Origin of the sequence: Streptomyces rugosispiralis (assembly GCF_024505145.1) — a bacterium.
In the GTDB taxonomy this organism is placed as follows: Bacteria; Actinomycetota; Actinomycetes; order Streptomycetales; family Streptomycetaceae; genus Streptomyces; species Streptomyces rugosispiralis.
This window is the reverse complement of record NZ_JANIAA010000011.1, coordinates 36,103-59,131: the sequence shown is the minus strand read 5'-3', so window position 1 is coordinate 59,131 and position 23,029 is coordinate 36,103. Positions and strand designations below refer to the sequence as shown.

Below are 23,029 nucleotides of genomic sequence, written 5' to 3'. Positions count from 1 at the left end.
GGTTGAAGCCTGAGATTCCGTCACCCTACCGCCCACCTGCGCAGTACCCTGCCGCACCGCCGAGCGTACGCCCGCTGGAAGAGCGGCACCAGCGGCCCTCCGGCCCGGCCGAACCAGGACTCCGAACGGCTGAACGCCGTCACCGTCAGTACCACTGAGCCATCCGGCTCCAGCTCCACCACGAACGACTCCTCGCCCCGCTCCGGATGGCCGGGCAGCGTGCCGTACGCGAAGCCGGTCCGCGTCTCCTCCGCGACCGTCCACACCACCTCGCACGGGGCGCGCAGCCGCAGCCGCCCGACTCCCAGGCCCACCACGACCGGCCGCCCCGGCGTGGCGACCGGATCCGCGGCGCGGATCGACACCCCCACCGCGCGGTGCATCCGCCAGTCCAGCACCGCCCGCCCGGCCGCCTCGAACGCGGCCCGCCCGTGGCCGACACGGGTCCGCACCCGCAGATGGCGGTAGCCGGACGGCAGCGGCCACCGCCGGGTGGCGCCCACCTCCGGATAGGTGAGCCGGGAGGCCGGGCCGGGGGCGTCGCTGGATCCCATGCCCGTACGGTACGCGGCGGCCTTACGGTGCGCGGCACGGGAACGCGGCGGCCTTACGGTGCGCGGCACCGTCGGCGTACGTACCGTACGGGGCCGCGCACCGCACAACGCGGCTACTGGCCGACCAGACCCGGCCGCAGCACCTTGGTGAACAGCACCTTGCCGCCGTCCTCGCGCAGCCGGACCGTCATCTCGGCGCTGTCGCCGTCGATGTCGACCTCGCCGTAGAACTGGAAGCCCTCGGCGGGCGAGACGTTCGCCACCGTCGGCGCCTTGACGAAGGGCTGCTCGGGGCCGAACGTGCCGTCCAGCTTGACCGCCGGGAAGGCGCCCGCGTTCAGCGGACCGGAGACGAACTCCCAGAACGGCGCGAAGTCCTTGAACGCCGCCCGCGACGGGTCGTAGTGCTGCGCCGAGGTGTAGTGGACGTCCGCCGTCAACCACACCGTGCCGGTGATCTTCCGGTGCTTGATGTGCCGCAGCAGTTCGGCTATCTGGAGCTCACGGCCGAGCGGGGCGCCCGGGTCGCCCTGCGCGATGGCCTCGAAGTCGGTGTTCCCGTCCGGGACCACCAGACCCAGCGGCATATCGCAGGCGATGACCTTCCACACCGCGCGCGACCGCGACAGCTCGCGCTTGAGCCACGCCAACTGCTCGGCGCCGAGGATGCCCTGGTCGTCCTCCGGCTGGCGGTTCGGCGAGTTGGGGTCGCGGTACGTACGGCAGTCCAGCACGAAGACGTCCAGCAGCGGGCCCTGGTGCTGGACCCGGTAGACCCGGCCGCTCGCGTCGGGGCGCAGCGTGGTGATCGGGAAGTACTCGGCGAACGCCTGGCGTGCGCGGGCCGCCAGCACGTTGACGTTCTTCTCGGTGTAGCGGTCGTCGGCCAGGATCTCGCCCGGGTACCAGTTGTTGAGCACCTCGTGGTCGTCCCACTGGGTGATCGTCGGCACCTCGGCGTGGAACCGGCGCAGCGCGGGGTCGAGCAGGTTGTACCGGAAGTTGCCGCGGTACTCGTCCAGGGTCTCGGCGACCTTGGTCTTCTCCGGGGTGATGAGGTTGCGCCAGGTGGAGCCGTCGGGCAGCTTGACGGTCTCCGTCATCGGGCCGTCCGCGTAGATGTTGTCGCCGCTGGACAGGAAGAAGTCCGGCTCCCGGCGGCGCATCTCCTCGAAGATGCGGTAGCCGCCGTGGTCGGGGTTGATGCCCCAGCCCTGGCCCGCCAGATCGCCCGACCAGACGAAACGCACGCCCTTACGGCGCTCGGAAACCGTACGGAACGTGCCGTGCACCGGCTCACTGGTGCGGCGCGGGTCCTCCGGGTCGGCCAGCAGCACCCGGTAGTGCACCTGGCTCCCGGCGGGCAGGCCGTGCAGCGCGGTGCGCCCGGTGAAGTCGGTGCCGGGGCCGACCAGCGGGCCGTGCCAGCGCTTGGCCCGCGCGAAGGACTCGGTCGCGGAGGTCTCCACGATCATCCGGGCCGGACGGTCGGAGCGGACCCACACCAGCCCCGACGACGTCGTCACATCGCCCACCTGCACGCCCCACTGGGCGCTCGGACGCCCCGACAGCGCCTGGGCGGGCGCGCCGGTCGCGGCCGACGCGGCGGCCGATGCCACGGTGGGTACGGCGAGCGCCGCCGACGCGGCCGCCGATCCCTGCAGTACCGTGCGCCGCCCGATCCCTCTGCCCGATTCCCGCCCCATGGTGCCCTCCGTCGCTCGTAGAACCACTGTGCTGTTGTGTTTGTTATCGGTGCAAGGTGCCGCTTTTACGAACGCCCAGTGAATAACGGTGCGGCCGGCCGAAGTAGGACCCCGCCCGCGTGCGCCGCGGAGGGTGCTGTATGGAGGCGGGCGGGGCCGTCAGCGGCTGCCGTCCAGGATGACGCGGGCGACCAGCGCGGGATCGTCGTTCATGGGCACATGGCCGCAGCCGGGGAGGCGGACCAGCCGGGCGCCGGGGATCACCCGCTTGGCGCGGACGCCCTGGCGGCGCGGCATCACCCGGTCGCGCGAGCCCCACGCGATGGTGACCGGGACATCGGGGATGTCGTGGGTGAACAGCCCGGAGCTTCCGGCGGCCAGCGTGGCGCCGAAGCCGACCGCCTCGCGCATCGCCCGCGTCTCGGCGACGACGGCGTCCGGTGAACGCCGCGCGGGCCGGGCGTAGACGGCGCCGGTCAGCGCGGCCCGTCCGGCCGCGCCGCGGGCCAGCCACGCCACCACCGGCGGCGGCAGCGCCCGCGCCCCGGCCCGCATCGCGGACAGCACGCCGAAGGCGTAGCGGCGCTCGGCCTCGGTCCAGAACCGGGCGGGGGACAGCGCGGTGACGGACCGTACGAGTCCGAGCCGGCCCAGTTCCAGGGCGATCAGCCCGCCGAGCGAGTTCCCGGCCACGTCGGGGCGCTTGACGCCGAGGGCCTCGAAGAGCGCGTCGAGCACGGGTACGACGCCGTCGAGGTCGTAGGGGATGCCGTCCGGCAGCGCGTCCGACGCCCCGAAGCCGGGCAGGTCCACGGCGATCACATCGCGGTCGACGGCCAGGATGTCCAGCACCGGCTCCCACGCCTGCCAGTGGTGGCCGATGCCGTGCAGCAGCACCAACGGCCGTCCCGCGCCGCGCCGTTCGTGGACGACCCGGGCGGTGCGGGGGCCGCCGGGGGTGGCGACGGAGAAGGAGAGGGACGCGGGCATCGGGTGGCTCCTCACGATCGGCGTTCCGGCGGGCGCATGCGGCGTATGAGACAGCATGTCAGCAAGAGTTACCGGAGGGTAGACCCGACAGCCGACAGCCGACAGCCGACAGCCGACAGCCGACAGCCGACAGCCGACAGCCGACAGCCGACAGCCGCCTCCCGGCAACCGCCCCCCGACACCCCGGACAACAGCACGCCGCCGACCGCGAACCCGGCCGCCGCTACAGCCCGCCCGCGACCCGCAGCACCGCGCCCGTCGTGTACGACGCCTCCGGCGACAACAGCCACGCCACCGCGCCCGCGATCTCCTCCGGCTCGCCCGGCCGACCCATCGGCACCCGCCCCTGGACGCGCCACGGCCGCTCGGGGTCGCCCATCCGCGCGTGGATGTCGGTCAGCGTCATCCCGGGCTGGACCGAGTTGACCCGGATCCCCTCCGCCGCCAGCTCCTTCGACAGTCCGACGGTCATCGCGTCGACCGCCGCCTTGCTGGCCGCGTAGTGCACGTACTCCCCGGGGCTGCCGGTCGTCGCGGCGCCCGAGGAGATGTTGACGATGGCGCCGCCCTGCCCGCCGTGGCGGGTGGACATCTCACGCGCCGCGCGCCGGGCGCACAGCAGGGCCCCGGTCACATTGACGTCCACGACGCGGCGCATCACCTCCGGTGAGGTCTCGGTGAAGCGGCCCAACGGACCGGTGATCCCGGCGTTGTTGACCAGACCGGTGATCGGGCCCAGCTCCTCCCGCACCCGGTCGAACATCGCCTCGACCTGCTCCGCGTCGCTGGTGTCGGCCTGGACGGCCATCGACCGCACACCCTCCGCGCGCACCGCCGCCGCCCACCGCTCCGCCGCGTCCCGCGCGTGCTCGTAGCCGATCGCGACGCTGTGCCCGGTGCGCGCGAGCCGCACCGCCACCGCCGCGCCGATGCCGCGACTGCCCCCCGTGACCACCGTGACCTGGTCCATGCCCATCAGATGTGCTCAGCTCCCGCTCGTGACGCTTCTCGTTCCGACGGTCACCGACGATAACCGGTCAGGGATTGGTCTTGACCAAGTACGCACGCCGCCTTATGGTCGCATTGATACTGCAACAACCTTTAATAAAGAAGCCGCGCATAACTGTGAAGGCGTGCGCGACCATCGGCCGTCGGAATCAAGGGGGACAGGGTGGGGACCACGCAGCTGGAATCGGTGCCAGAGCCCAAGTACTGGCATCTGAAGACCGTGCTCAGCGACGCGCTCGACTCTGAGTTCGCGGTCGGTGAGATCCTGCCCAACGAGCGCGAGCTGGCCGCCCGCTTCGGCGTCGCCCGCGCCACCCTCCGGCAGGCCCTCGAGCAGCTCGAGCTGGAGGGCAGGCTGCAGCGCCGCCGCGGCGTCGGCACCACCGTCGCCCCGCCCCGCGTCGGCGTGGCCGTCGGGGACTACGCCCACGGCTGGACCGACACCTCCGGTGAGAACACCTGGCAGACCGTCGACAGCACCGAGGTGGCCCCGCCCGCCGAGGTCGCCCGGCTGCTGGAGATCGACCCCGACACCCCGGTCCACCGGGTGCGCCGCACCCGGATGAGCCACGGCCAGCCGCTCGCCGCCGAGCTGCTGTACGTACCGTCCGAGTCCGTTCCCGGCCTCGCCGCCATCGACACCCCCAGCGGGCTGGCCCGCGCCCGCGCCGTGCTGCGCGAGCTGCGCCGGCTGGAGCTGGAGGGCCGTGAGCAGACCGTGGAGCTCGGCTCGGCCCGCGCGGACGACGCCAAGGAGCTCGACCGGCTGCCCGGCGCCCCCGTCCTCCTCGTGACCACCCGCTATGTGGCCCAGGGCCGCACCGCGGCCGTCGCGGTGGCCACGTACCGGGCCGACACCTGCCGGCTCACCTTCGGCGACGCGGGCGAGGAACTGCTGGCCGGCTGATCCGGGCCCGCCCCACGCCACCGCTCCGTACGCCTCCCGAAACGGCCCCCGTGCGACTCGACTCAGCGGCTCGCCCGGCGGGTCGTCACCGTGCTGTCGACCGCGAAGAGCTCCTGCTCCACATGGTCCAGGGCCAGCCGAAGCGCCCCCGTGGTCACCGCCGCCTCGCCGAGCAGCGAGAGCGCGACCTGCGGGGGCCGCAGACAGTAGCGCGACAGCTTGTCGCGCAGCGGGGCCAGCACCCCGTCAAGACCGGCGGCCCAGCCGCCCACCACCACGACCTCCGGATCCAGCGCCAGCACCAGGGCCGCCGTGTCGTGCACCAGCCTGCGGACGAAGCGGTCCACGGCCGCCCGCGCCCGTTCGTCGCCGTCCCTGGCCAGCGCGAAGACATGCGCCACCTGCGCCTCGTCCAGCGGGTTCAGCGGCTCCCCGGTCGTGGAGAGCACCTCCTCCGGGGCGGCCTCCTGGCCCAGCAGATGCAGCGCCCCGATCTCCCCGGCCGCGCCGCCGAAGCCGCGGTGGAGCCGACCGCCGATCAACGACCCGGCCCCCGGGCTCAACCCGGCCAGCACGAAGACCACATCGTCCGAACCGGCCGCCGCGCCCTTCCAGTGCTCGGCCACCGCGGCCGTGTTCGCGTCGTTCTCCACCAGCACCGGACAGCGGAAGGACCGCCGCAGCCGCTCGCCCAGGGGCAGCCCGGTCCAGCCGGGGAGCGCGGTGCACAGATGGACGGTGCCGTCGGCCTCGACGACGCCGGGGCTGGCCACCCCGACCGCGCGCAGCGAGAACCGGGCCACCCCGGCGCGCCGCAGCAGATCCGCGACGGTGGTGCGCACCCGCTCCAGCCGCTCGTCCGCGGACGCCTTCTCCGACACCTCGCGCACGATCGAGCCGAGCGGGTGTCCGTCGAGGTCCGACAGGAGCGCGGCCACCCGGTGCGCCCCTATCTCTATGCCCAGCAGATGCCCGGCCTCGGCCCGGAAGCGGAAGCGGCGCGCGGGGCGGCCCTGGCGGCGGACACCGCCCTCCTCGGCGGGCACCTCGACCACCAGACCGCTGCCGGCCAGTCCGTCGATCACCCCCTCGACGGTGGGCCTGGACAGCCCGGTCACCCGGGTCAGATCGGTGAGGCTCGCGCTCCCGGCGCAGCCGCCCGTCTCGTCCTGGCCACTCCCGGTGGCGGTGCCGGACGCGGTGGCCGCGCGCAGCGCGTGCAGGACCACGGCGGAGTTGATGCGTCGCAGCAGAGACGGATCCCCGCCGGTGAGCTGCCCCAACGTCGGCCTCCCTCCCAGTGCGTATCTGCCGGATCGTATCCGCTGGACTCGGAGGCGGCGAGTGCCTCCTGCCGGCCTCGGGCCGCCCGGCCGTCGCGCTGGTCAACTGACGGGCGGCCAGATGTCCGACCTACACGGTTTACTGACACCATGACCAGTACGGCGGACCATGTGGCCACGATCGACCAGCTGCGCGTGCGGGACTTCCCCGCGCAGCGGACCGCCGACGGACGGGTGGCGAGCGGCCCCGGCTTCCATGTCGCCGACCTCCGCGTCAGCGAGGACTTCTGGGACGCGGATCTGACCCGGGTCGAGGAGGTGCTGGAGGAGTTCGAGGCCGAGCTGGGCGTGCTGGACCAGGTGCTGACCTTACGGTGGGGCGCCCCCGACGTCCTCGACCTCACCGACTCCCTGGAGCGTTCGGGGATGGGCGAGCCCGTCCCGCCCCCGCTGGACACCCTGTGCGGTTACGTACCCGAGCTGCGCGTCTGGCGCGTCGACGGCCGCTGGGTCGGGCTGGGGGTCGGGCAGGGCGACCGCGAGCTGCCGTTCCAGCTGCTGGTGGCGATAGGGGAGGAGGGGACGATATGACGCCCCCGCCGGCGGTCCGGGGCACGGAACGACCGGGGCGTCCTGATCGCGTAGGCATCGCATAGGCATCGCATAGGCATCGCGTAGGCATCGCATAGGCTCGGCGGATGGCGAAGTACTACGATGTCCACCCCGAAAATCCACAGCAGCGCACCATCAGCAATGTGGCCGACATGATCCGCTCCGGCGCGCTCATCGCCTACCCGACGGACTCCTGCTTCGCACTGGGATGCCGATTGGGCAATCGTGACGGCATCGGCCGGATCCGGTCGATCCGGAACCTCGACGAGCGTCACCACTTCACGCTGGTGTGCCAGAACTTCGCGCAGCTGGGCCAGTTCGTGCACGTCGACAAAGACGTGTTCCGCGTGATCAAAGCAGCGACGCCCGGCAGTTACACCTTCATCCTCCCGGCGACGAAGGAGGTGCCGCGGCAGCTGCTGCACCCGAAGAAAAAGACGGTCGGAGTCCGGATTCCTGACCACGCCGCCACTCAGGCCCTGCTCGCCGACCTCGGTGAGCCGCTGCTCTCCAGCACCCTGCTCCTGCCCGATGAGGACGAGCCGATGACGCAGGGCTGGGAGATCAAAGAACGGCTCGACCACGTGGTGGACGCCGTGGTGGACTCGGGTGACTGCGGCACCGAGCCGACCACGGTCATCGACTTGTCCGGCGGCGAAGCCGAGATCGTACGTCGAGGGGCGGGCGACACAGCACGGTTCGAATGACCGCGCCGACGGAGTCTTCCCGAGGGGGGCTCGTGTGCGGGTCTGCCTGCTTCGGCAAGGTGGCAGCCTAGCCCTCCGCCTCGGCGGCGATGCGCAGCCGGCCGTACTCCTCCGCCATGGTGGGCAGCGTCCAGTGCGCGTTGAGCCCGCTGGGGTTCGGCAGGGCCCAGATCCGGGTGTCGCCTATGGTCCTCGTCTGCGGCCCGATCTTCGCCTTCTTGTCGCCGAACGCGACCCGGTAGGCGGTGACGCCCGCCACCGCGAGCCAGTGCGGCCGCAGGCGGCGGACCTTCTCCTCCAGGATCCGGCCGCCCTCCCGGTACTCCTCGTGGGTCAGCTCGTCGGCCCGTGCGCTGGCCCGCGCCACCACATTGGTGATGCCGAGCCCATAGCGCACCAGCTCCGACTGCTCGGACGGATCGAGCCGTCGGGGGGTGAACCCCGACGCGTGCAGGACGGGCCAGAACCGGTTGCCGGGGCGGGCGAAGTGGTGGCCGGTGGCGGCGGTCATCAGCCCGGGGTTGATGCCGCAGAAGAGGACCCGCAGACCGTCCCCGACCACATCGGGGACGATGCGGTCGCGGGCGGCCTCCAGTTCGTCGGGGGTCATCGCCCGCGTCAGAGGATCGAGCCGGGGGCGTAGCCGGCGGCCTCCGGACGCTCCTTGACGATCTCCTCGATCCGGGCGACCACCGCGCCCACCTGGTCCGCGGCCGCGCCCGTGAAGGAGAGCTTGTCGTCCATCAGCGCGCCCAACGCGGCCCGGTCCAGCGGGATCCGCTCATCGGCGGCGAGCGAGTCGAGCAGTTCGTTGCGCTCGGCGCCCTGCTCCCGCATCGCGAGGGCGGCGGCGACCGCGTGCTCCTTGATCGCCTCATGCGCGACCTCGCGGCCCACCCCGGCCCGTACGGCTCCCATCAGCACCTTCGTGGTGGCGAGGAAGGGAAGGTAGCGGTCCAGCTCACGGGCGATGACGGCGGGGAAGGCGCCGAACTCGTCGAGCACGGTCAGGAAGGTCTCCAGCAGCCCGTCGAAGGCGAAGAACGCGTCCGGCAGCGCGACCCGGCGCACCACCGAGCAGGAGACATCGCCCTCGTTCCACTGGTCGCCCGCCAGCTCACCGGTCATCGAGGCGTAGCCGCGCAGAATCACCGCGAGGCCGTTCACGCGCTCACAGGATCGGGTGTTCATCTTGTGCGGCATCGCGGACGAGCCGACCTGGCCGGGCTTGAAGCCCTCGGTCACCAGCTCGTGCCCGGCCATCAGCCGGATGGTCTTGGCCAGCGAGGACGGGGCCGCGGCCAGCTGCACCAGCGTGGTGACGACGTCGTAGTCCAGCGAGCGCGGATAGACCTGGCCGACGGAGGTGAACGCCTGCCCGAAGCCCAGGTGGGTGGCGATCCGCCGCTCCAGCTCGGCCAGCTTCGACGCGTCGCCGCCGAGCAGGTCCAGCATGTCCTGCGCGGTGCCGACCGGGCCCTTGATGCCCCGCAGCGGATAGCGGCCCAGCAGGTTCTCCAGCCGCTCGTACGCCACCAGCAGCTCGTCCGCGGCGGTGGCGAACCGCTTGCCGAGCGTGGTGGCCTGCGCCGCGACATTGTGCGACCGGCCGGCCATCACCAGCTCGGCGTGGTCGGCGGCCAGCTTGCCGAGCCGGGCCAGCACCGCGACCGTACGGTCCCGCACCAGCTCCAGGGAGAGCCGGATCTGGAGCTGCTCCACGTTCTCGGTGAGATCGCGCGAGGTCATGCCCTTGTGGACGTGCTCATGGCCGGCGAGGGCGTTGAACTCCTCGATGCGGGCCTTCACATCGTGGCGGGTTACCTTCTCGCGCTCGGCGATCGAGGCCAGGTCGACGGTCTCCAGGACCCGCTCGTAGTCGGCGAGGGCGGCGTCCGGCACCTCGATTCCGAGGTCCTTCTGGGCGCGGAGCACGGCGAGCCACAGCCGCCGCTCCAGCGTCACCTTGTACTCGGGGGACCACAGGACTGCCAGCTCCGTGGAGGCGTAGCGGTTGGCCAGGACGTTCGGAATGCGCGGCTTACCAGTCACGTGCACAGAGTCTACTGGCCGTCCTCGCAGGCCAGACCGGTGGCCGAGGGACCCCGCCGAACGGCCCGGGGCCGCGCTTGCTGGATCAGTCCTCGTACGGCAGCAGTTCGGCGCGCTTGGGGGCCCGCCCGTCGCCCGAGGAACGGCCGGTCAGCCGCCTGCCGATCCACGGCCCGAGGTGCTGGCGGGCGAACCGCGCATCCGAGGTGCGGCGGGTCAGCCACCCGACGGGCGCCGCGGGCGGCAGGGGCGCGTTCCAGTCCTCCTCCGGCTCCAGGCCCAGCGCCTGCCATACGGCCTCGGCGACCCGCCGGTGGCCCTCGGCGTTCAGATGCAGCCGGTCCTCGTGCCACATCCGGGGGTCCCCGACGGCCTCGGAGGCGTACAGGTCCACGACGGTCGCGTCATGCCGTGCGCCCAACTCGTCGATGAAGGCGAACAGCCGCTCCATCCGGGGCAGGAACCGCTCCAGCACCGGTCCGCGCCGCCCCGGGCTGCGCATCAGCACCAGCCGCTTGCAGCTGGGCGCCAGCCGCTCGACGGCCTCCTCCAGCAGTTCGCACACCCGGTCCACATCGCATTTCGGCCGCAGCACATCGTTCAGCCCGCCGACCAGGGTCACCAGATCGGCGCCCATGGCCGCCGCCGGGCCCGTCTGCTCCTCGACGATCTGCCCGATGAGCTTGCCGCGTACGGCGAGATTGGCGTAGCGGAACCCGGGGCTTCGGGCCGCGAGCCGCCCGGCGAGCAGATCCGCCCAGCCTCGGTAGGTGCCGTCGGGAAGCGCGTCCGACATTCCCTCGGTGAAGGAGTCGCCGAGGGCGACAAAGCTGCTGTAGGTGATGTTCGTCTGCATGGCTCGGGCGATCCTATCCCGGTGCGTGGGCTGCGTGGACCGCCGAGCGCGAGCATGATGAGCCGCATGGCGATGACCCACATCTACTTCGAGGGCGGAGCGCGGAACGGGACGACCGCCGGCTGGAATGTGGAGCCCGGCGCGGACATCTACGACGACAACATCTTCCGGCCACCCGAGCTGTACCGGCGGACGAACCGCACCAAGGTCATCGGACGGGTCGAGTACGTGATCTTCCGCTACGACCCGATGGGCGCCCGGCCCGGTCCCGGTTCCGGCCCCCGCCGCTGAGCCTCGCGCGGCCGTCCGGCCGGGGCCGCTGTTGGACCGGTTGGACCGCCCGGGGTTCCGCGCGCCGCGCGGCGGGGCAGTCTGGTCGGCGTGGATGCCTTCGAATGCGACCGTACGACCATGGCCATCGTCGCCGCCGCGCTCGCCGACGACGGGGAGGGCGCCGCCGCCCTCCTGGAGCCGCTCGATACCCGCGATGTGTGCCGGGTCGCGGTGCGGCTCGCCGCGATGGCCGCCCATGCGCTGGTGGCGGTGGCCGAGGAGGGCGGCGGCGGCCGGGAGGAGGCGCTGGCCCACTGGCAGGCGTGCATCATCGCCCATGAGTCCAGACGCACCGAGGAATGACCGGACGGGCGGGCAGGGGCGCTCAGGCCACCAGCTCGCGCAGTACGTCCTCCATGGTCACCAGCCCCTCCAGCCGTCCGTCCGCGGCGATGACCGCCGCGAGATGGGTACGGCTGTCGCGCATCGCGGTGAGCACGTCGTCCAGCGGTGTGAGCGACCGCACCCGGGGGATCGGGCGCAGCTGATCGGGGCGGAACGGCACCTCCCGGGGCCGTGCGTCCAGCGCGTCCTTCACATGCAGATAGCCCAGGATCCGCCCGGAGTCGTCCACCACGGGGAACCGTGAGAAGCCGGTGCGTGCCGACAGCCGCTCCAGCTCGTCGGGGGTCACCCCGAGCCGCGCCCTGATCACCCGGTCCATGGGCAGCACCACGTCCCGCACCCGCCGCCGGCCCAGCTCCAGCGCGTCCCGCAGCCGCTCGGTGGCGCGGTCGTCCAGCAGCCCGGCCTCGCTGGAGTCGGAGACGATCCGGGCCAGCTCGTCATCGGAGAAGGTGGCCGCGACCTCGCCCTTGGGCTCCACGCGCAACAGCTTCAGCACCCCGTTGGCCAGGGCGTTCACCCCGAAGATCACCGGGCGCAGGGCGCGGGCGAGGGCGACCAGCGGCGGACCGAGCAGCAGCACGGTGCGCACCGGCTCGGCCAGCGCCACGTTCTTCGGCACCATCTCGCCGAACAGCATGTGCAGATACGTGGCCAGGGTCAGCGCGATCACGAACGAGATCGGGTGCACCAGCCCCAGCGGCAGACCCACCACATGGAAGAAGGGCTCCAGCAGATGCGCGATGGCCGGCTCCGCCACGGCGCCCAGCACCAGCGTGCACAGCGTGATCCCGAGCTGGGCCGCGGCCAGCAGCGCGGAGAGGTGCTCCAGGCCCCACAGCACGGCCCTGGCCCGCCGGTCGCCGTGCTGGGCACGCGGCTCGATCTGGCTGCGGCGCACCGAGATCAGGGCGAACTCCGCGCCCACGAAGAAGGCGTTGAGGACCAGCGTCAGCAGGCCGATCAGCAGTTGGAGAACGGTCATCGGCCCGTCGCCCCCTCGGCCCCGCGCACCCCGTCGCCGCGCAGCGGCGCCCGCAGCCGGACCCGGGCCGCCCGGTGGCTCGTCACCTTCCGCACCTCCACGGACCAGTCCGCCGGCTCGACGGTGTCGCCGACGGCCGGGATCCGGCCCAGCTCGGTGGCGATCAGCCCGGCCAGCGTCTCGTACGGGCCCGGGGGCACCCGCAGCCCGATGCGCTCCAGCTGGTCGACGCGGGCCGCGCCGTCCGCGTCGTACAGCGTATGGCCCTCCGGGTCCCGGCCCATGGGGATCAGCTGGGCGGTCTCATGCGGGTCGTGCTCGTCGCGGACCTCGCCGACGACCTCTTCGACGATGTCCTCCAGGGTGACGACTCCGGCCGTACCGCCGTATTCGTCGATCACCACGGCCATGCTGCGCTGGTCCGAGAGCCGGTCCAGCAGCCGGTCCACGGTGAGCGGCTCCGGGACGAACACCGCGTCGCGCATCACCTCCGACACCGGGCGGCGGGGCCGCTCCTCGGGCGGGACCGCCAGCACGTCCTTGATGTGGACGAGCCCGGCCACGGTGTCCAGGCTGCCCCGGTAGACGGGGAAGCGGGACAGCCCGGTGGCGCGGGTCGCGTTGGCCACGTCCTCGGCGGTGGCCCGTACGTCCAGCGCCACCACCCGCACCCTCGGCGTCATCACGTTCTGCGCGGTGAGCCCGGCGAGGTTGAGGGTGCGGACGAACAGCTCGGCGGTGCCCTTCTCCAGCGCGCCCTCCTTGGCCGAGTGCCGGGCGAGGGCGATCAGCTCCTGCGGGCCGCGTGCGGAGGCCAGCTCCTCGGCGGGCTCCAGGCCCATCCGGCGCACGGTGCGGTTGGCGGTGTTGTTGAGATGACTGATCAGCGGGCGGAAGACGGAGCTGAAGACGCGCTGCGGGGTGGCCACGGCCTTGGCGACCGGCAGCGGCCGGGAGATCGCCCAGTTCTTGGGCACCAGCTCGCCGACGACCATCAGTACGACGGTCGACAGGAAGGTGCCGAGCACCAGCGCGGTCGAGCGGACGGCCGACGCGGGCACACCGATCGCGGTGAGCGGTCCGGCCAGCAGGGCCGCGACGGACGGCTCGGCCAGCATGCCGACGACCAGATTGGTCACGGTGATGCCGAGCTGCGCGCCGGAGAGCTGGTAGGTGAGGCTCCGTACGGCCTTCAGCGCCCCGGCCGCGCCGCGCTCCCCGCGCCCGGCCGCGAGTTCCAGCTCGCCGCGCTCGACCGTGGTCAGCGAGAACTCCGCCGCGACGAAGGCGCCACAGGCCAGCGCCAGCAGGACCGCCACGGCCAGGAGGAGGACTTCGGTCATCGGTTCACCTCTGTCCCATGCTAGGGCGCCGCGCCCGGGAGGGCCGCCGGGGTCAGCGGCGCAGCGGCTTGACCCAGCGGCTCCACTGCGGCTGCGGCTCATAGCCCGCCGCGCTCCACGCGTGGTGGGCGGGCTCGTTCTCGTTGAGCACCATCGCGTCCCCGCGCCGTCCGCCCAGGGCCGCGAACCGCTCCTCGGCCGCCGTCAGGAGGGCCGTCGCCACGCCGCGGCGGCGGTGCCCGGGATGGACGGCCAGCCGGTACAGATGGCAGCGCCAGCCGTCGAAACCGGCGATCACGGTCCCGGCGAGCGCGCCGTCGCGCTCGGCCAGCAGCAGCGACTCCGGGTCGCGGTCGAGCAGCCGGGCCACCCCGGCCCGGTCGTCGCTGATGCTGGTGCCCTCCGCCGCCTCCTTCCAGAAGGCGAGCACGGTGTCGAGGTCGGCGGGGGCCGCGGTCCGTATCCGAAGATCGTTCATGGTCGTATCCCACCATCGGGCGGACCGCGGCGTCGACGGGATTCCGCCGGGTCAGCTGCCGTGCAGCTCCTCGATCACCGGGGCGAACGCCTCCATGTTGTGCTCCAGCACCGTGAAGTACGAGAAGCCGAACCGCTCGCGGTGGGCCCGTAGCTGCCCCGCCATCTCCTTGGCGTCGCCCACCAGCAGCGCCGGGTGCTCCAGCAGTTGGTCCTCGGTGAGGTCCGGTGCGTACGGGGCCAGCTCGCGGGCCTTGGCGCGCCGGTCGTCGGTGGGCCCGACCATCTGGATGAGGTAGTTCAGCTCGATGGCGTCATCGCCCTCGTCGATCCTCCCCGCCTCGGCGGCGAAGCGGCGGAAGGCGGTGACCCGGCCCTCCAGGGCCTCGGGGCTGATCAGCTGCAGGGTGCCCTGGGGCTTGTCGGCGGGCTGCACCGCGCCGGTGAAGGCCGCGATGTCCGCGTGGCGCGCGGCCAGCCGCAGCAGCCGGTCGCCGTTTCCGCCGAGCAGCAGCGGCGGGCGCGGGGTCTGGGTGGATCGCGGTCGGTGCTCGGAATCGGTCAGCAGCCGATCCAACTCGGCCACGGTGTGCACCAGATGGTCCACCCGCTCCCGTGGCGAACCGAACGGCAGCCCGGCGCTGTCGTGCTCGGCCTTGACATAGCCGGCGCCCAGGCCGAGCTCCAGCCGACCGTCGGTGAGCGCGTCACAGGTGGCCACCTCCCGGGCGAGCAGCGCGGGGTTCCAGAAGCCGGCGTTGAGCACGAAGGTGCTCAGCCGCGGGCGCTCGGTCGCCTCGGCGGCGGTGGCCAGCGCCGGGAACGGGGCGGGGTTGCCGAGGTGGTCGGGGGTCAGCAGCACGTCATAGCCGAGCTGCTCTGCGTGGCGGCACTTCCCCCGCCATGCCTCGGCCGATTCAAGGGTGAGCAGATTGACTCCGAAACGGAACGGCCTTGCCATGAGCCCTCCTTGATCGCGGATACCGCGAACGTATCCGAGATCGGCTCTTTTCGGGGCCGCTCACCCTTATTCGGCGGCCCGGCCGGCCGGGAGCGGGCCCGGGGCCCGGCGCTCAGTTGAGCGGATCGGGGTCCGGGGCGGCCCCGGGCGGCGCGGTGGCGGCCGCGAAGATGTGCATCCGCTCCAGCACCGCCTCGGCCGTGGGCCGCTCCATCCGGTCCACGATCCGGCCGTCGGCGAGGAAGAGCACCAGATCGGAGTGGGCGGCGGCGGTCGGGTCGTGGGTGACCATGACGACCGTCTGACCCAGTTCGTCCACGGCCTCCCGCAGGAAGCGCAGCACCTCGAGACCCGCCCGTGAGTCCAGATTGCCGGTGGGCTCGTCCGCGAAGATCAGCTCGGGGCGGGAGGCGAGCGCCCGCGCGCACGCCACCCGCTGCTGCTGTCCGCCGGACAGCTGGGCGGGCCGGTGCCGCAGCCGATCGCGCAGCCCGAGGGCGTCGATGACCCGGTCCACCCACTCCCGGTCGGGCTTGTGGCCCGCGATGTCCATGGGCAGGGTGATGTTCTCGGCCGCGTTGAGCGTGGGCAGCAGATTGAACGACTGGAACATGAAGCCGATCCGGTCGCGGCGGAGCTGGGTCAGCTCCTTGTCGCCCAGTCCGGTGATCTCGGTGTCGCCCAGCCAGGCCCGGCCCGACGAGACCGTGTCGAGACCCGCCAGACAGTGCATCAGGGTGGACTTCCCGGATCCGGACGGGCCCATCACCGCGGTGAACCTGCCCCGTTCGATCTCCACGTCCACCGCGTCCAGCGCGAGCACGGCCGTCTCGCCGCTGCCGTATGCCTTGGTCAGGGACCGGGCGCGGGCCGCCGCATGGGCGCCGCCGTCCGCGAACCCGTCCGTCTTCGTCGCCGCCGGTGTGGACACGATGCCTCCCCGTATCGGAACGTCGTGCCCTCGATGGTAGGGACCCGGCCGCCGGTACGCGCGCCCGCGGACGCGTGCGTACGGGAATGCGAACGCCGACGGGAGGCGATCGGGGACCGGAAGGCGCCGACGAGAAGGCGATCGGGGACCGGAAGTCGCCGACGAGAAGGCGATCGGGGATCGGAAGGCGCCGACGGGAAGGTGATCGGGAACCGGAAGCCGCCGACGGGAGGCGATCAGGGACCCGAAACCGCCGATGGGCGGCGGGCGGCGCCGAGCACGCACGGGGACGTCGGCAGCGTCGGGCCCCGGTCGGGGATGCGCAGCCGGCGGTGGCCGACCGGCTCGAACCCCGCGGCCGCGATCTCCGACCGCACCTCGCGCGCCGTATGGCAGCCGCCGAACATCAGCGGCCACACCGTGCGGTCCAGCGCCCGCTGGGTCGTCGCCAGGACCCGCCCCTCGGCCCGGCCGTGTTCGAGGAAACGCAGCTCACCGCCGGGCCGCAGCACCCGCAGCAGCTCGGCGAGCGCACGCCGGACATCGCGCACCGAACACAGCACCAGACAGGCCACCGCCGCGTCGAACCCCTCGCTCTTGACCGGCAGCGCCTCGGCGACGCCCGGCACCACGTCCACCGGCACCCCGGCGCGCAGCCCCGCCCGCGCGGCCAGCCGCCGCAGATGGCGCTCGGGCTCGATGGCGACGACCTCGGAGACGGTCTCGGGGTAGTGCGGGAAGTTCAGCCCATTGCCCGCGCCGATCTCGATGACGCGGCCGGAGAGCCCGGCCAGCAGCTCGCCGCGCAGCTCACCGAGGCCCGCCCGCTCGTCGGCCAGCGGGCTGAGTCTGGCGTAGCAGCGGGCGAAGAGCGGGTGGTGGACGGCGTCACGCGGGGGTGTGCGACGGGATACGGGCATGGGAACTCCCCCTTGTCCCAGGTGTGGACGGTTTGTCCCGGACATCCCGGGGCTGGGCGATGGCCGGTACCGGCATTCTGCCCAGGCGGGGGGTGTCGCTACGCGGCCAGCCGTGCCGGGTCCCAGGTGCCGTCCAGCCGGGGCGCCAGCCAACCGGGCGCCTGGGCCCGGAATTCGGCGGGCGGCAGGGCGGGGGCGCCCTGGGGGATGGCGCCCAGCAGCGGAACGCCGGAGGACTCCGGCAGATCGGCCACGTTGCAGCGGGCGGCGAGATCCGCGGCGGCGGGCCAGCTGCCGATGACGACGCCGGGGCACTCCAGCCCGCGGGCGCGCAGCGCCTCGGTGGTCAGGGTGGTCGCGTTGAGGGTGCCGAGGCCCGCGTGGGCGACGACGAGAACGGGTGCGCCGAGCAGCCGGGCCGCGTCGGCGAGCGTCGCCCCCGTCTCGTCGAACCGTACGAGCAGCCCGCCCGCGCCCTCGACCAGCACCAGGTCGTGCTCGGTGGCCAGCTTCTCGGCCGCCTCCGCCACCTCGTGCGGCCGCACCGGCGGCCGTCCGGCGCGGCGGGCGGCGGTGGCGGGGGCCAGCGGTTCGGGGTAGCGGGCGAGTTCGAGCAGGGTCACCGGCCCGGCGAGCCGGCCCACCTCGGCGGCGTCGCCCGGTTCGCCCTCCGCGACACCGGTCTGGGCGGGTTTGAGCACCGCCACCGAGCGGCCGTGTGCGAGCGCCGCGGCGGCGGCGGCCGCCGTGCTGACGGTTTTTCCGATCTCCGTGCCCGTACCGGTGACGACCAGGACTGACATCTTCGTTTCCGTTGCCTTTCGCTTTCGTTCGTGCTCCCGGGGCGTGCCCCGGGCCGCCCCTCGCGTACCCCGGCCCGCGGTCGGTCCCGTTCCCCCGGGGAGAGCCGACCGCGAGCGGGGCGGGCGGTCAGACCGCCGCGGCCGCGGCCGCCCGGACCGCCGCGCAGATCCGGGCCAGATCGTGGTCGCCGGTGATGTACGGCGGCATGGTGTAGAGCAGATCGCGGAACGGGCGCAGCCATACCCCCGCGCGCACCGCGGCCCGCGTCGCCGCCGCCATCGCCGCGTCGTCCATCGGACGGTCCAGCTGGACGACGCCGATCGCGCCGAGCACCCGTACGTCCCGGACGCCCGGCATGGCGGCCGCCTCCGCGAGACCGTCCCGCAGCCCGGTCTCGATCCGCTTGACCTCCTGCCGCCAGTCGTAGGAGAGCAGCAGGTCGATCGAGGCGCTGGCCACGGCCGTGGCCAGCGGATTGCCCATGAAGGTCGGGCCGTGGGCGAGCACCGGCACCTCGCCGCGCGAGATGCCCTCCGCCACCCGCGGGGTGCACAGCGTGGTGGCGAGGGTCAGATAACCCCCGGTCAGCGCCTTGCCCAGACACATCACATCGGGGCACACCCCCGCGTGCTCGGCCGCGAAGAGCGCGCCCGAGCGGCCGAAGCCCGTGGCGATCTCGTCGAACACCAGCAGTACGTCGTGCTCGTCGCACGCCTCGCGCAGCACCCGCAGCAGCGCGGGGGAGTGGAAGCGCATCCCGCCCGCGCCCTGCACCACCGGCTCCACGATCACGGCGGCCAGCTCATCGGCGTGACGGGCCACCAGCTCGCGGACGTGGCGCTCGTACGCCGGGTCGGGGTCCGCGTCGAAGCCGGGCGGCGGCGCGTCCGCGAAGATCTGCTCGGGCAGCACACCGGACCACAGCCGGTGCATCCCGCCCTCCGGGTCGCACACCGCCATCGGCTGCCAGGTGTCGCCGTGGTAGCCACCGCGCCAGGTCAGCAGCCGCCGCTTGGCGGGACGGCCGAGGGAGCGCCAGTACTGCAGGCACATCTTCACCGCGACCTCGACCGACACCGAGCCGGAGTCGGCGAGGAAGACATGCTGGAGCGGTTCGGGCGTGATCTCCACCAGCCGGGTGGCCAGCCGGACGGCGGGCTCATGGGTGAGCCCGCCGAACATCACATGGCTCATCCGGTCCAGCTGACCGCGCGCGGCGTCGTTGAGCGCCGGGTGGTTGTAGCCGTGGATGGCGGACCACCACGACGACATCCCGTCCACCAGCTCGCGGACCCCGTCCACCGGCTCGGCCAGCCGCAGCCGGACCCCGGCCGCGGACGCCACGACCAGCGGGTCCTGGCGTCCGGGCATCGGGCCGTACGGATGCCAGACGTGCTGCCGGTCCAGCTCCCGCAGCTCGGCCGGGGTCAGCGGCTCAGGCATTGGGCGGCAGATCCGTGCCCGCGCCGCGGCGGCGCACCGCGACCAGGTCGGCGTGGGACTCGAGCGTGCCCGCCGGGGCGGCCACCGTCGCACCGGCCGCCGCCTGGGCCGGTACGGTGTCGGCGGGGACCGCGTCGGCGGTTACGGCGTCGGCGGGCGCCGCGTCACCGCACGGGCCGCAGCCGCCGCCCTCCGCGCCGTGGCCACCGCAGCCGGAACCGGCGGCGGCAGCCGCGTCCGCGCGGTGCGCGGGCAGCGTCGTCGTATCGGTGCCCTCCACCTCGAAGCCCGCGTCGGCGATCATCGCCAGATCGTCCTTGCCCGCCTGGCCCTCGGTGGTCAGATAGTCCCCGAGGAAGATCGAGTTCGCCAGGTTCAGGGCCAGCGGCTGCAGCGTCCGCAGATGGATCTCGCGGCCGCCCGCCAGCCGCACCTCGACGTCCGGGCAGACGAACCGCACCATGGCCAGGATCCGCAGACAGCGCTGCGGGGTCAGGTTCCAGTCCCCGGCCAGCGGGGTGCCCTCGATCGGGATGAGGAAGTTGACCGGCACCGAGTCCGGGTCCAGCTCGCGCAGCGAGAAGACCACGTCCACCAGGTCCGCGTCCGACTCGCCCATGCCCGCGATCAACCCGGAGCACGCGGACATCCCCGCCGCCTGGGCCTGCTGCACGGTCGAGACCCGGTCGGCGTAGGTGTGGGTGGTGGTGATGTCGCCGTACGTCGCCTCGGAGGTGTTGAGGTTGTGGTTGTACGCGTTCGCCCCGGCGTCCTTCAGCCGCTCCGCCTGGCCGTCGGACAGCAGCCCCAGACAGGCGCAGATCTCGACGTCCTGGTGCTCCTCCTTGATGGCGGCGATGGTCTGGGAGACCCGGTCCACATCGCGGTCGGTCGGGCCGCGTCCGCTGGCGACCAGGCACACCCGCTTGGCGCCGCCCGCGACCCCGGCGCCCGCCGCGGCGGCCGCCTGCTCCGGCTTGAGCCAGGTGTACTTGAGGATCTCGGACTTCGAGCCCAGCCGCTGTGAGCAGTACGAGCAGTCCTCGGGGCACAGCCCCGACTTGAGGTTCACCAGATAGTTGAGCTTCACCCGCCGCCCGAACCAGGCGCGGCGCACCTTGCCCGCCGCGGCCACCACATCGAGCAGCTCGTCATCGGAGGTCGCCAGGACGGCGAGCGCCTCTTCGCGGGTGGGCGTCTCGCGCCGCAGCCCCTTCTCCACCAGCGTGTTCAGCAGGTCCATGGCGACGATCCTTTCCTACCCCACCGTCCGCGGCCAAGGAGAGACCGTACAAGACGCGCTGATCGGGGTGTGTGTATTGCCACACCATGACCGGGCATGGACGAGGCTACGTTCTATCCGGACCCGACAGTCGGTGCCCGAGACGAGGCCACGGAAGGCGAGGCAGCCGATGCCCCAGGACCGCGACGACGCGTTCGCATGGATCGACGCCCAGCGGGAGCGGCGCGACCGGGCGGGGCTGGTGCGCCGGCTCAGCCCCCGCCCCGCCGACTCCCCGCTGCTCGATCTGGCGAGCAATGACTATCTGGGACTGGCCCGGCATCCGGAGGTGACGGCGGCCGCGGGCGCGGCGGCGCACCGCTGGGGCGCGGGGTCGACCGGCTCGCGCCTGGTCACCGGCTCCACCGAGCTGCACTCCACGCTGGAGCGGGAACTCGCCGAGTTCTGCGGATTCGAGGCGGCCCTGGTGTTCTCCTCCGGCTACGCGGCGAATCTTGCCGCCGTCTCCGCGCTGAGCGGCCGGGACGCCCTGGTCGTCTCGGACGCGGACAACCACGCCTCGCTCATCGACGGCTGCCGGCTCTCCCGCGCCGGGATCGCCGTCGTCCCGCACGCCGATCCGGAGGCCGTGCGCAAGGCGCTGGGCGCGGCCGAGGCGGCCGAGGCGGCCGAGGCGGACGCGGGGGAGGCGCGGCGGCGCGCCCTTGTCGTGAGCGACGCGGTCTTCTCCGTCGACGGCGACGCCGCCCCGCTGGCCGCCCTCGCCGGTGTCTCCCGGCCGTACGGCGCGGCGCTGGTGGTGGACGAGGCACACGGCCTGGGGGTGCTCGGCGAGGGCGGGCGCGGCGCGGTGCACGAGGCCGGGCTCGCGGGCGCGCCGGACGTGGTGGTCACGGTCACCCTCTCCAAGTCGCTGGGCAGCCAGGGCGGTGCGGTGCTGGGGCCCGCCCGGGTCATCGAGCATCTGGTGAACTCCGCACGGACGTTCATCTTCGACACCGGGCTCAACCCGGCGGCCGTCGGCGCCGCCCTGGCGAGCCTGCGGCTGCTGCGCCGGGAGCCGGAGCGCGCCGCCCGCGTCCGTACGGTCGCCATGGGGCTGTACGGGCGGCTGACCGCCGCCGGGCTGACCGCGGTGCGGCCGGACGCGTCGGTGGTGTCGGTGCGGGCCCCGTCGCCGGAGAAGGCGGTGCGCTGGGCCGCGGACTGCCGCGCGGCCGGGCTGATGGTGGGGTGCTTCCGCCCGCCGTCCGTCCCGGACGGCGTCTCCCGGCTGCGGCTGACCGCGCGCGGGGATCTGACGGAGGAGCAGGTCGAGGAGGCGGTCGACGTGATCGTGAGGACCGCGCCGACCGCCTGATGGCTTACTGACGGGAGGGTGACCGGCTCAGCGGCTCACCCGTGGAACAGATACTTCACTGACGGATCAGCTTCCGGTTCCGGCTGAGCGGGAGGTGCCGGAGCCGGGGCCGTCGCCCTTGAGTCCCTCGAGGAAGGAGACCCAGGTCGACGGGGTGAACAGCAGGACGGGGCCCGCCGTGTTCTTCGAATCGCGCACGCCGAGCCGGTCGGGCCCCAACAGGGCCGTCTCGACGCAGTTGTTCATCCCGACGCTGTAGCTGCTGCGCAGCCAGTCGACGGAGTTGGCGGACATTTTGGACATGGTGCCCCCTCAGGCGCCGCCCCCGATTTTGTTGATGAAGGACAACGAATCCTCAGGTGTCAGGGCGTGAGCGCGCAGTACTTCGAACGCGGCGCTGTACGCCCGGAGGTCTTCTTTCCGCTCCAGATAGAGGCTACTCGTCAGGTGGTCGAGAACTACTACGTCCAGGTCACTAATGTGCGGAAAAGAGAAAATAATGAAAGGACCTGTCATACCAATGGGCATTCCGATAGAGAATGGCAGGACCTGGAGCTGCACCTGGGGCAATGCGCAGAGTTCGGCCAGATGGCGCAATTGCGCCGTCATCACTCCGGGTCCGCCCACCTCGCGCCGCAGCGCCGCCTCGTCGAGCACCGCGTGCAGCCGCAGCGGCCGCTCGCCGTGCAGCACCGACTGGCGCGCGATCCGCACCTCCACCAGCGAGTCCACCTGCGGCCCCGGCAGATCCGGGAGCGCCGCGAGGGTCACCGCCCGGGCGTAGTCCGGGGTCTGCAGCAGGCCCGGCACCACCGTGGTCTCCAGGGTGTACGCGTCCGAAGCCTCCGCCTCCAGGCTGATGAAATCCCGGTAGGCGGGCGGCAGCAGATCGCGGTACGCGTACCACCAGCCGCGCCGTGACCCCTCCGGATCCGAGGCGCCGCCGCGGCACAGCGCCTCCAGCAGGGCCCGCAGCTCCGGGTCGGCGACCTGGTAGACCTCCAGCAGCCGCGCCACATCCGAGGGCTTGGCCCCGCTCCGCCCGGTCTCGATCCGGCTCACCTTCGACTGGTGCCAGCCCAGCTGGCCCGCGACCTCACCACTGGTGAGCCCGGCCAGATCGCGCTGGCGGCGCAGTTCCGCACCGAGCTTTCGACGACGCACCGCCGGGCCGTATCGCATCAGTTCTCCCTCCCGCCTTCCTTTCGG

The 23,029-nt window shown here is 72.8% G+C and carries 25 protein-coding genes; 6 read left to right on the top strand and 19 right to left on the bottom strand.

The window, feature by feature from the left end:
- Positions 1 to 20 precede the first annotated feature (20 nt).
- From NP777_RS19195 to NP777_RS19180, 4 genes are all read right to left on the bottom strand, one after another.
- On the bottom strand, positions 21 to 554 hold the full coding sequence (locus NP777_RS19195; RefSeq protein WP_256651388.1) for a DUF1990 family protein: 534 nt from the start codon (positions 552 to 554) through the stop codon (positions 21 to 23).
- 113 nt (positions 555 to 667) lie between these two features.
- Positions 668 to 2,260 (bottom strand): alkaline phosphatase D family protein, encoded by a 1,593-nt coding sequence (locus NP777_RS19190; RefSeq protein WP_256651387.1) that lies wholly within the window; start codon positions 2,258 to 2,260, stop codon positions 668 to 670.
- A gap of 159 nt (positions 2,261 to 2,419) precedes the next feature.
- Positions 2,420 to 3,250, bottom strand: a complete 831-nt coding sequence (locus NP777_RS19185; protein WP_256651386.1) for an alpha/beta fold hydrolase — start codon at positions 3,248 to 3,250, stop codon at positions 2,420 to 2,422.
- A gap of 223 nt (positions 3,251 to 3,473) precedes the next feature.
- A complete protein-coding gene (locus NP777_RS19180; protein ID WP_256651385.1) occupies positions 3,474 to 4,220 on the bottom strand; it encodes an SDR family oxidoreductase in 747 nt (248 codons plus the stop codon).
- A gap of 201 nt (positions 4,221 to 4,421) precedes the next feature.
- On the opposite strand from NP777_RS19180, the gene NP777_RS19175 reads away from it, so the two are divergent.
- A complete protein-coding gene (locus NP777_RS19175) occupies positions 4,422 to 5,165 on the top strand; it encodes a GntR family transcriptional regulator (RefSeq protein ID WP_210945396.1) in 744 nt (247 codons plus the stop codon).
- Positions 5,166 to 5,227: 62 nt separating this feature from the next.
- Here the strand turns inward: NP777_RS19175 and NP777_RS19170 are convergent, their stop codons facing one another.
- Positions 5,228 to 6,448, bottom strand: coding sequence for an ROK family protein (locus NP777_RS19170; RefSeq protein WP_256651384.1), 1,221 nt, complete (start codon positions 6,446 to 6,448; stop codon positions 5,228 to 5,230).
- 150 nt (positions 6,449 to 6,598) lie between these two features.
- Here NP777_RS19170 and NP777_RS19165 point away from each other — a divergent pair, with 150 nt between their 5' ends.
- Positions 6,599 to 7,039, top strand: a complete 441-nt coding sequence (locus NP777_RS19165) for a hypothetical protein (protein ID WP_256651383.1) — start codon at positions 6,599 to 6,601, stop codon at positions 7,037 to 7,039.
- Positions 7,040 to 7,146: 107 nt separating this feature from the next.
- Entirely contained in the window at positions 7,147 to 7,767 is a 621-nt protein-coding gene (locus NP777_RS19160; RefSeq protein ID WP_256651382.1) for an L-threonylcarbamoyladenylate synthase, read from the top strand.
- Between the two features lie 67 nt (positions 7,768 to 7,834).
- On the opposite strand, the gene mug is transcribed toward NP777_RS19160, so the two are convergent.
- The 3 genes from mug to NP777_RS19145 all read right to left on the bottom strand — a co-directional run bounded on the left by mug (position 7,835) and on the right by NP777_RS19145 (position 10,675).
- Positions 7,835 to 8,377, bottom strand: coding sequence for a G/U mismatch-specific DNA glycosylase (gene mug, locus NP777_RS19155; RefSeq protein WP_256651381.1), 543 nt, complete (start codon positions 8,375 to 8,377; stop codon positions 7,835 to 7,837).
- Positions 8,378 to 8,385: 8 nt separating this feature from the next.
- The gene (gene purB / locus NP777_RS19150; protein ID WP_256651380.1) at positions 8,386 to 9,819 is read right to left on the bottom strand and encodes an adenylosuccinate lyase; all 1,434 of its coding nucleotides are present in this window, start codon (positions 9,817 to 9,819) and stop codon (positions 8,386 to 8,388) included.
- An 85-nt stretch (positions 9,820 to 9,904) separates the two neighbouring features.
- Positions 9,905 to 10,675, bottom strand: a complete 771-nt coding sequence (locus NP777_RS19145; RefSeq protein WP_256651379.1) for an SGNH/GDSL hydrolase family protein — start codon at positions 10,673 to 10,675, stop codon at positions 9,905 to 9,907.
- Positions 10,676 to 10,741: 66 nt separating this feature from the next.
- On the opposite strand from NP777_RS19145, the gene NP777_RS19140 reads away from it, so the two are divergent.
- Positions 10,742 to 10,966: a hypothetical protein gene (locus tag NP777_RS19140; RefSeq protein ID WP_256651378.1), complete on the top strand. Its 225-nt coding sequence runs from the start codon at positions 10,742 to 10,744 to the stop codon at positions 10,964 to 10,966.
- Between the two features lie 90 nt (positions 10,967 to 11,056).
- Positions 11,057 to 11,311 (top strand): hypothetical protein, encoded by a 255-nt coding sequence (locus NP777_RS19135; protein ID WP_374103284.1) that lies wholly within the window; start codon positions 11,057 to 11,059, stop codon positions 11,309 to 11,311.
- Positions 11,312 to 11,333: 22 nt separating this feature from the next.
- Here the strand turns inward: NP777_RS19135 and NP777_RS19130 are convergent, their stop codons facing one another.
- The 9 genes from NP777_RS19130 to bioB all read right to left on the bottom strand — a co-directional run bounded on the left by NP777_RS19130 (position 11,334) and on the right by bioB (position 20,460).
- Complete coding sequence (locus tag NP777_RS19130; protein WP_256651377.1) at positions 11,334 to 12,338, bottom strand: hemolysin family protein; 1,005 nt, start codon at positions 12,336 to 12,338, stop codon at positions 11,334 to 11,336.
- Positions 12,335 to 13,681 carry a hemolysin family protein gene (locus NP777_RS19125; RefSeq protein WP_256651376.1) on the bottom strand — a complete coding sequence of 449 codons (1,347 nt, stop codon included), beginning with the start codon at positions 13,679 to 13,681 and terminating at the stop codon, positions 12,335 to 12,337. Before NP777_RS19125 ends, NP777_RS19130 begins: the two co-directional genes overlap by 4 nt.
- 52 nt (positions 13,682 to 13,733) lie before the next feature.
- Entirely contained in the window at positions 13,734 to 14,159 is a 426-nt protein-coding gene (locus tag NP777_RS19120) for a GNAT family N-acetyltransferase (protein WP_256651375.1), read from the bottom strand.
- A 51-nt stretch (positions 14,160 to 14,210) separates the two neighbouring features.
- Positions 14,211 to 15,119 (bottom strand): LLM class F420-dependent oxidoreductase, encoded by a 909-nt coding sequence (locus NP777_RS19115; RefSeq protein WP_256651374.1) that lies wholly within the window; start codon positions 15,117 to 15,119, stop codon positions 14,211 to 14,213.
- A gap of 112 nt (positions 15,120 to 15,231) precedes the next feature.
- Positions 15,232 to 16,050 (bottom strand): ABC transporter ATP-binding protein, encoded by an 819-nt coding sequence (locus NP777_RS19110; RefSeq protein WP_256651373.1) that lies wholly within the window; start codon positions 16,048 to 16,050, stop codon positions 15,232 to 15,234.
- A gap of 236 nt (positions 16,051 to 16,286) precedes the next feature.
- Positions 16,287 to 16,970: a class I SAM-dependent methyltransferase gene (locus NP777_RS19105; protein ID WP_256651372.1), complete on the bottom strand. Its 684-nt coding sequence runs from the start codon at positions 16,968 to 16,970 to the stop codon at positions 16,287 to 16,289.
- Positions 16,971 to 17,068: 98 nt separating this feature from the next.
- Entirely contained in the window at positions 17,069 to 17,773 is a 705-nt protein-coding gene (gene bioD / locus NP777_RS19100; RefSeq protein ID WP_256651371.1) for a dethiobiotin synthase, read from the bottom strand.
- A 127-nt stretch (positions 17,774 to 17,900) separates the two neighbouring features.
- A complete protein-coding gene (locus NP777_RS19095) occupies positions 17,901 to 19,217 on the bottom strand; it encodes an adenosylmethionine--8-amino-7-oxononanoate transaminase (protein WP_256651370.1) in 1,317 nt (438 codons plus the stop codon).
- Complete coding sequence (bioB, locus tag NP777_RS19090; RefSeq protein ID WP_256651369.1) at positions 19,210 to 20,460, bottom strand: biotin synthase BioB; 1,251 nt, start codon at positions 20,458 to 20,460, stop codon at positions 19,210 to 19,212. The genes NP777_RS19095 and bioB overlap by 8 nt, the downstream gene beginning before the upstream one ends.
- A gap of 169 nt (positions 20,461 to 20,629) precedes the next feature.
- Between bioB and NP777_RS19085 the strand changes: the two genes are divergently transcribed.
- Positions 20,630 to 21,820, top strand: coding sequence for an 8-amino-7-oxononanoate synthase (locus tag NP777_RS19085; RefSeq protein ID WP_256651368.1), 1,191 nt, complete (start codon positions 20,630 to 20,632; stop codon positions 21,818 to 21,820).
- Between the two features lie 66 nt (positions 21,821 to 21,886).
- Here the strand turns inward: NP777_RS19085 and NP777_RS19080 are convergent, their stop codons facing one another.
- Positions 21,887 to 22,114 carry a DUF397 domain-containing protein gene (locus tag NP777_RS19080; protein WP_372461915.1) on the bottom strand — a complete coding sequence of 76 codons (228 nt, stop codon included), beginning with the start codon at positions 22,112 to 22,114 and terminating at the stop codon, positions 21,887 to 21,889.
- A gap of 18 nt (positions 22,115 to 22,132) precedes the next feature.
- Positions 22,133 to 23,002, bottom strand: a complete 870-nt coding sequence (locus NP777_RS19075; RefSeq protein WP_256651367.1) for a helix-turn-helix domain-containing protein — start codon at positions 23,000 to 23,002, stop codon at positions 22,133 to 22,135.
- Positions 23,003 to 23,029: the final 27 nt, after the last annotated feature.

Bases quoted from the DNA above. Each gene is read 5' to 3' on its own strand.
- NP777_RS19195 (WP_256651388.1), bottom strand. From the start codon at position 554: ATGGGATCCAGCGACGCCCCCGGCCCGGCCTCCCGGCTCACCTATCCG.
- NP777_RS19190 (WP_256651387.1), bottom strand. From the start codon at position 2,260: ATGGGGCGGGAATCGGGCAGAGGGATCGGGCGGCGCACGGTACTGCAG.
- NP777_RS19185 (WP_256651386.1), bottom strand. From the start codon at position 3,250: ATGCCCGCGTCCCTCTCCTTCTCCGTCGCCACCCCCGGCGGCCCCCGC.
- NP777_RS19180 (WP_256651385.1), bottom strand. From the start codon at position 4,220: ATGGACCAGGTCACGGTGGTCACGGGGGGCAGTCGCGGCATCGGCGCG.
- NP777_RS19165 (WP_256651383.1), top strand. From the start codon at position 6,599: ATGACCAGTACGGCGGACCATGTGGCCACGATCGACCAGCTGCGCGTG.
- NP777_RS19160 (WP_256651382.1), top strand. From the start codon at position 7,147: ATGGCGAAGTACTACGATGTCCACCCCGAAAATCCACAGCAGCGCACC.
- mug (WP_256651381.1), bottom strand. From the start codon at position 8,377: ATGACCCCCGACGAACTGGAGGCCGCCCGCGACCGCATCGTCCCCGAT.
- NP777_RS19145 (WP_256651379.1), bottom strand. From the start codon at position 10,675: ATGCAGACGAACATCACCTACAGCAGCTTTGTCGCCCTCGGCGACTCC.
- NP777_RS19140 (WP_256651378.1), top strand. From the start codon at position 10,742: ATGGCGATGACCCACATCTACTTCGAGGGCGGAGCGCGGAACGGGACG.
- NP777_RS19130 (WP_256651377.1), bottom strand. From the start codon at position 12,338: ATGACCGTTCTCCAACTGCTGATCGGCCTGCTGACGCTGGTCCTCAAC.
- NP777_RS19125 (WP_256651376.1), bottom strand. From the start codon at position 13,681: ATGACCGAAGTCCTCCTCCTGGCCGTGGCGGTCCTGCTGGCGCTGGCC.
- NP777_RS19120 (WP_256651375.1), bottom strand. From the start codon at position 14,159: ATGAACGATCTTCGGATACGGACCGCGGCCCCCGCCGACCTCGACACC.
- NP777_RS19115 (WP_256651374.1), bottom strand. From the start codon at position 15,119: ATGGCAAGGCCGTTCCGTTTCGGAGTCAATCTGCTCACCCTTGAATCG.
- NP777_RS19105 (WP_256651372.1), bottom strand. From the start codon at position 16,970: ATGCCCGTATCCCGTCGCACACCCCCGCGTGACGCCGTCCACCACCCG.
- bioD (WP_256651371.1), bottom strand. From the start codon at position 17,773: ATGTCAGTCCTGGTCGTCACCGGTACGGGCACGGAGATCGGAAAAACC.
- NP777_RS19095 (WP_256651370.1), bottom strand. From the start codon at position 19,217: ATGCCTGAGCCGCTGACCCCGGCCGAGCTGCGGGAGCTGGACCGGCAG.
- bioB (WP_256651369.1), bottom strand. From the start codon at position 20,460: ATGGACCTGCTGAACACGCTGGTGGAGAAGGGGCTGCGGCGCGAGACG.
- NP777_RS19085 (WP_256651368.1), top strand. From the start codon at position 20,630: ATGCCCCAGGACCGCGACGACGCGTTCGCATGGATCGACGCCCAGCGG.
- NP777_RS19080 (WP_372461915.1), bottom strand. From the start codon at position 22,114: ATGTCCGCCAACTCCGTCGACTGGCTGCGCAGCAGCTACAGCGTCGGG.
- NP777_RS19075 (WP_256651367.1), bottom strand. From the start codon at position 23,002: ATGCGATACGGCCCGGCGGTGCGTCGTCGAAAGCTCGGTGCGGAACTG.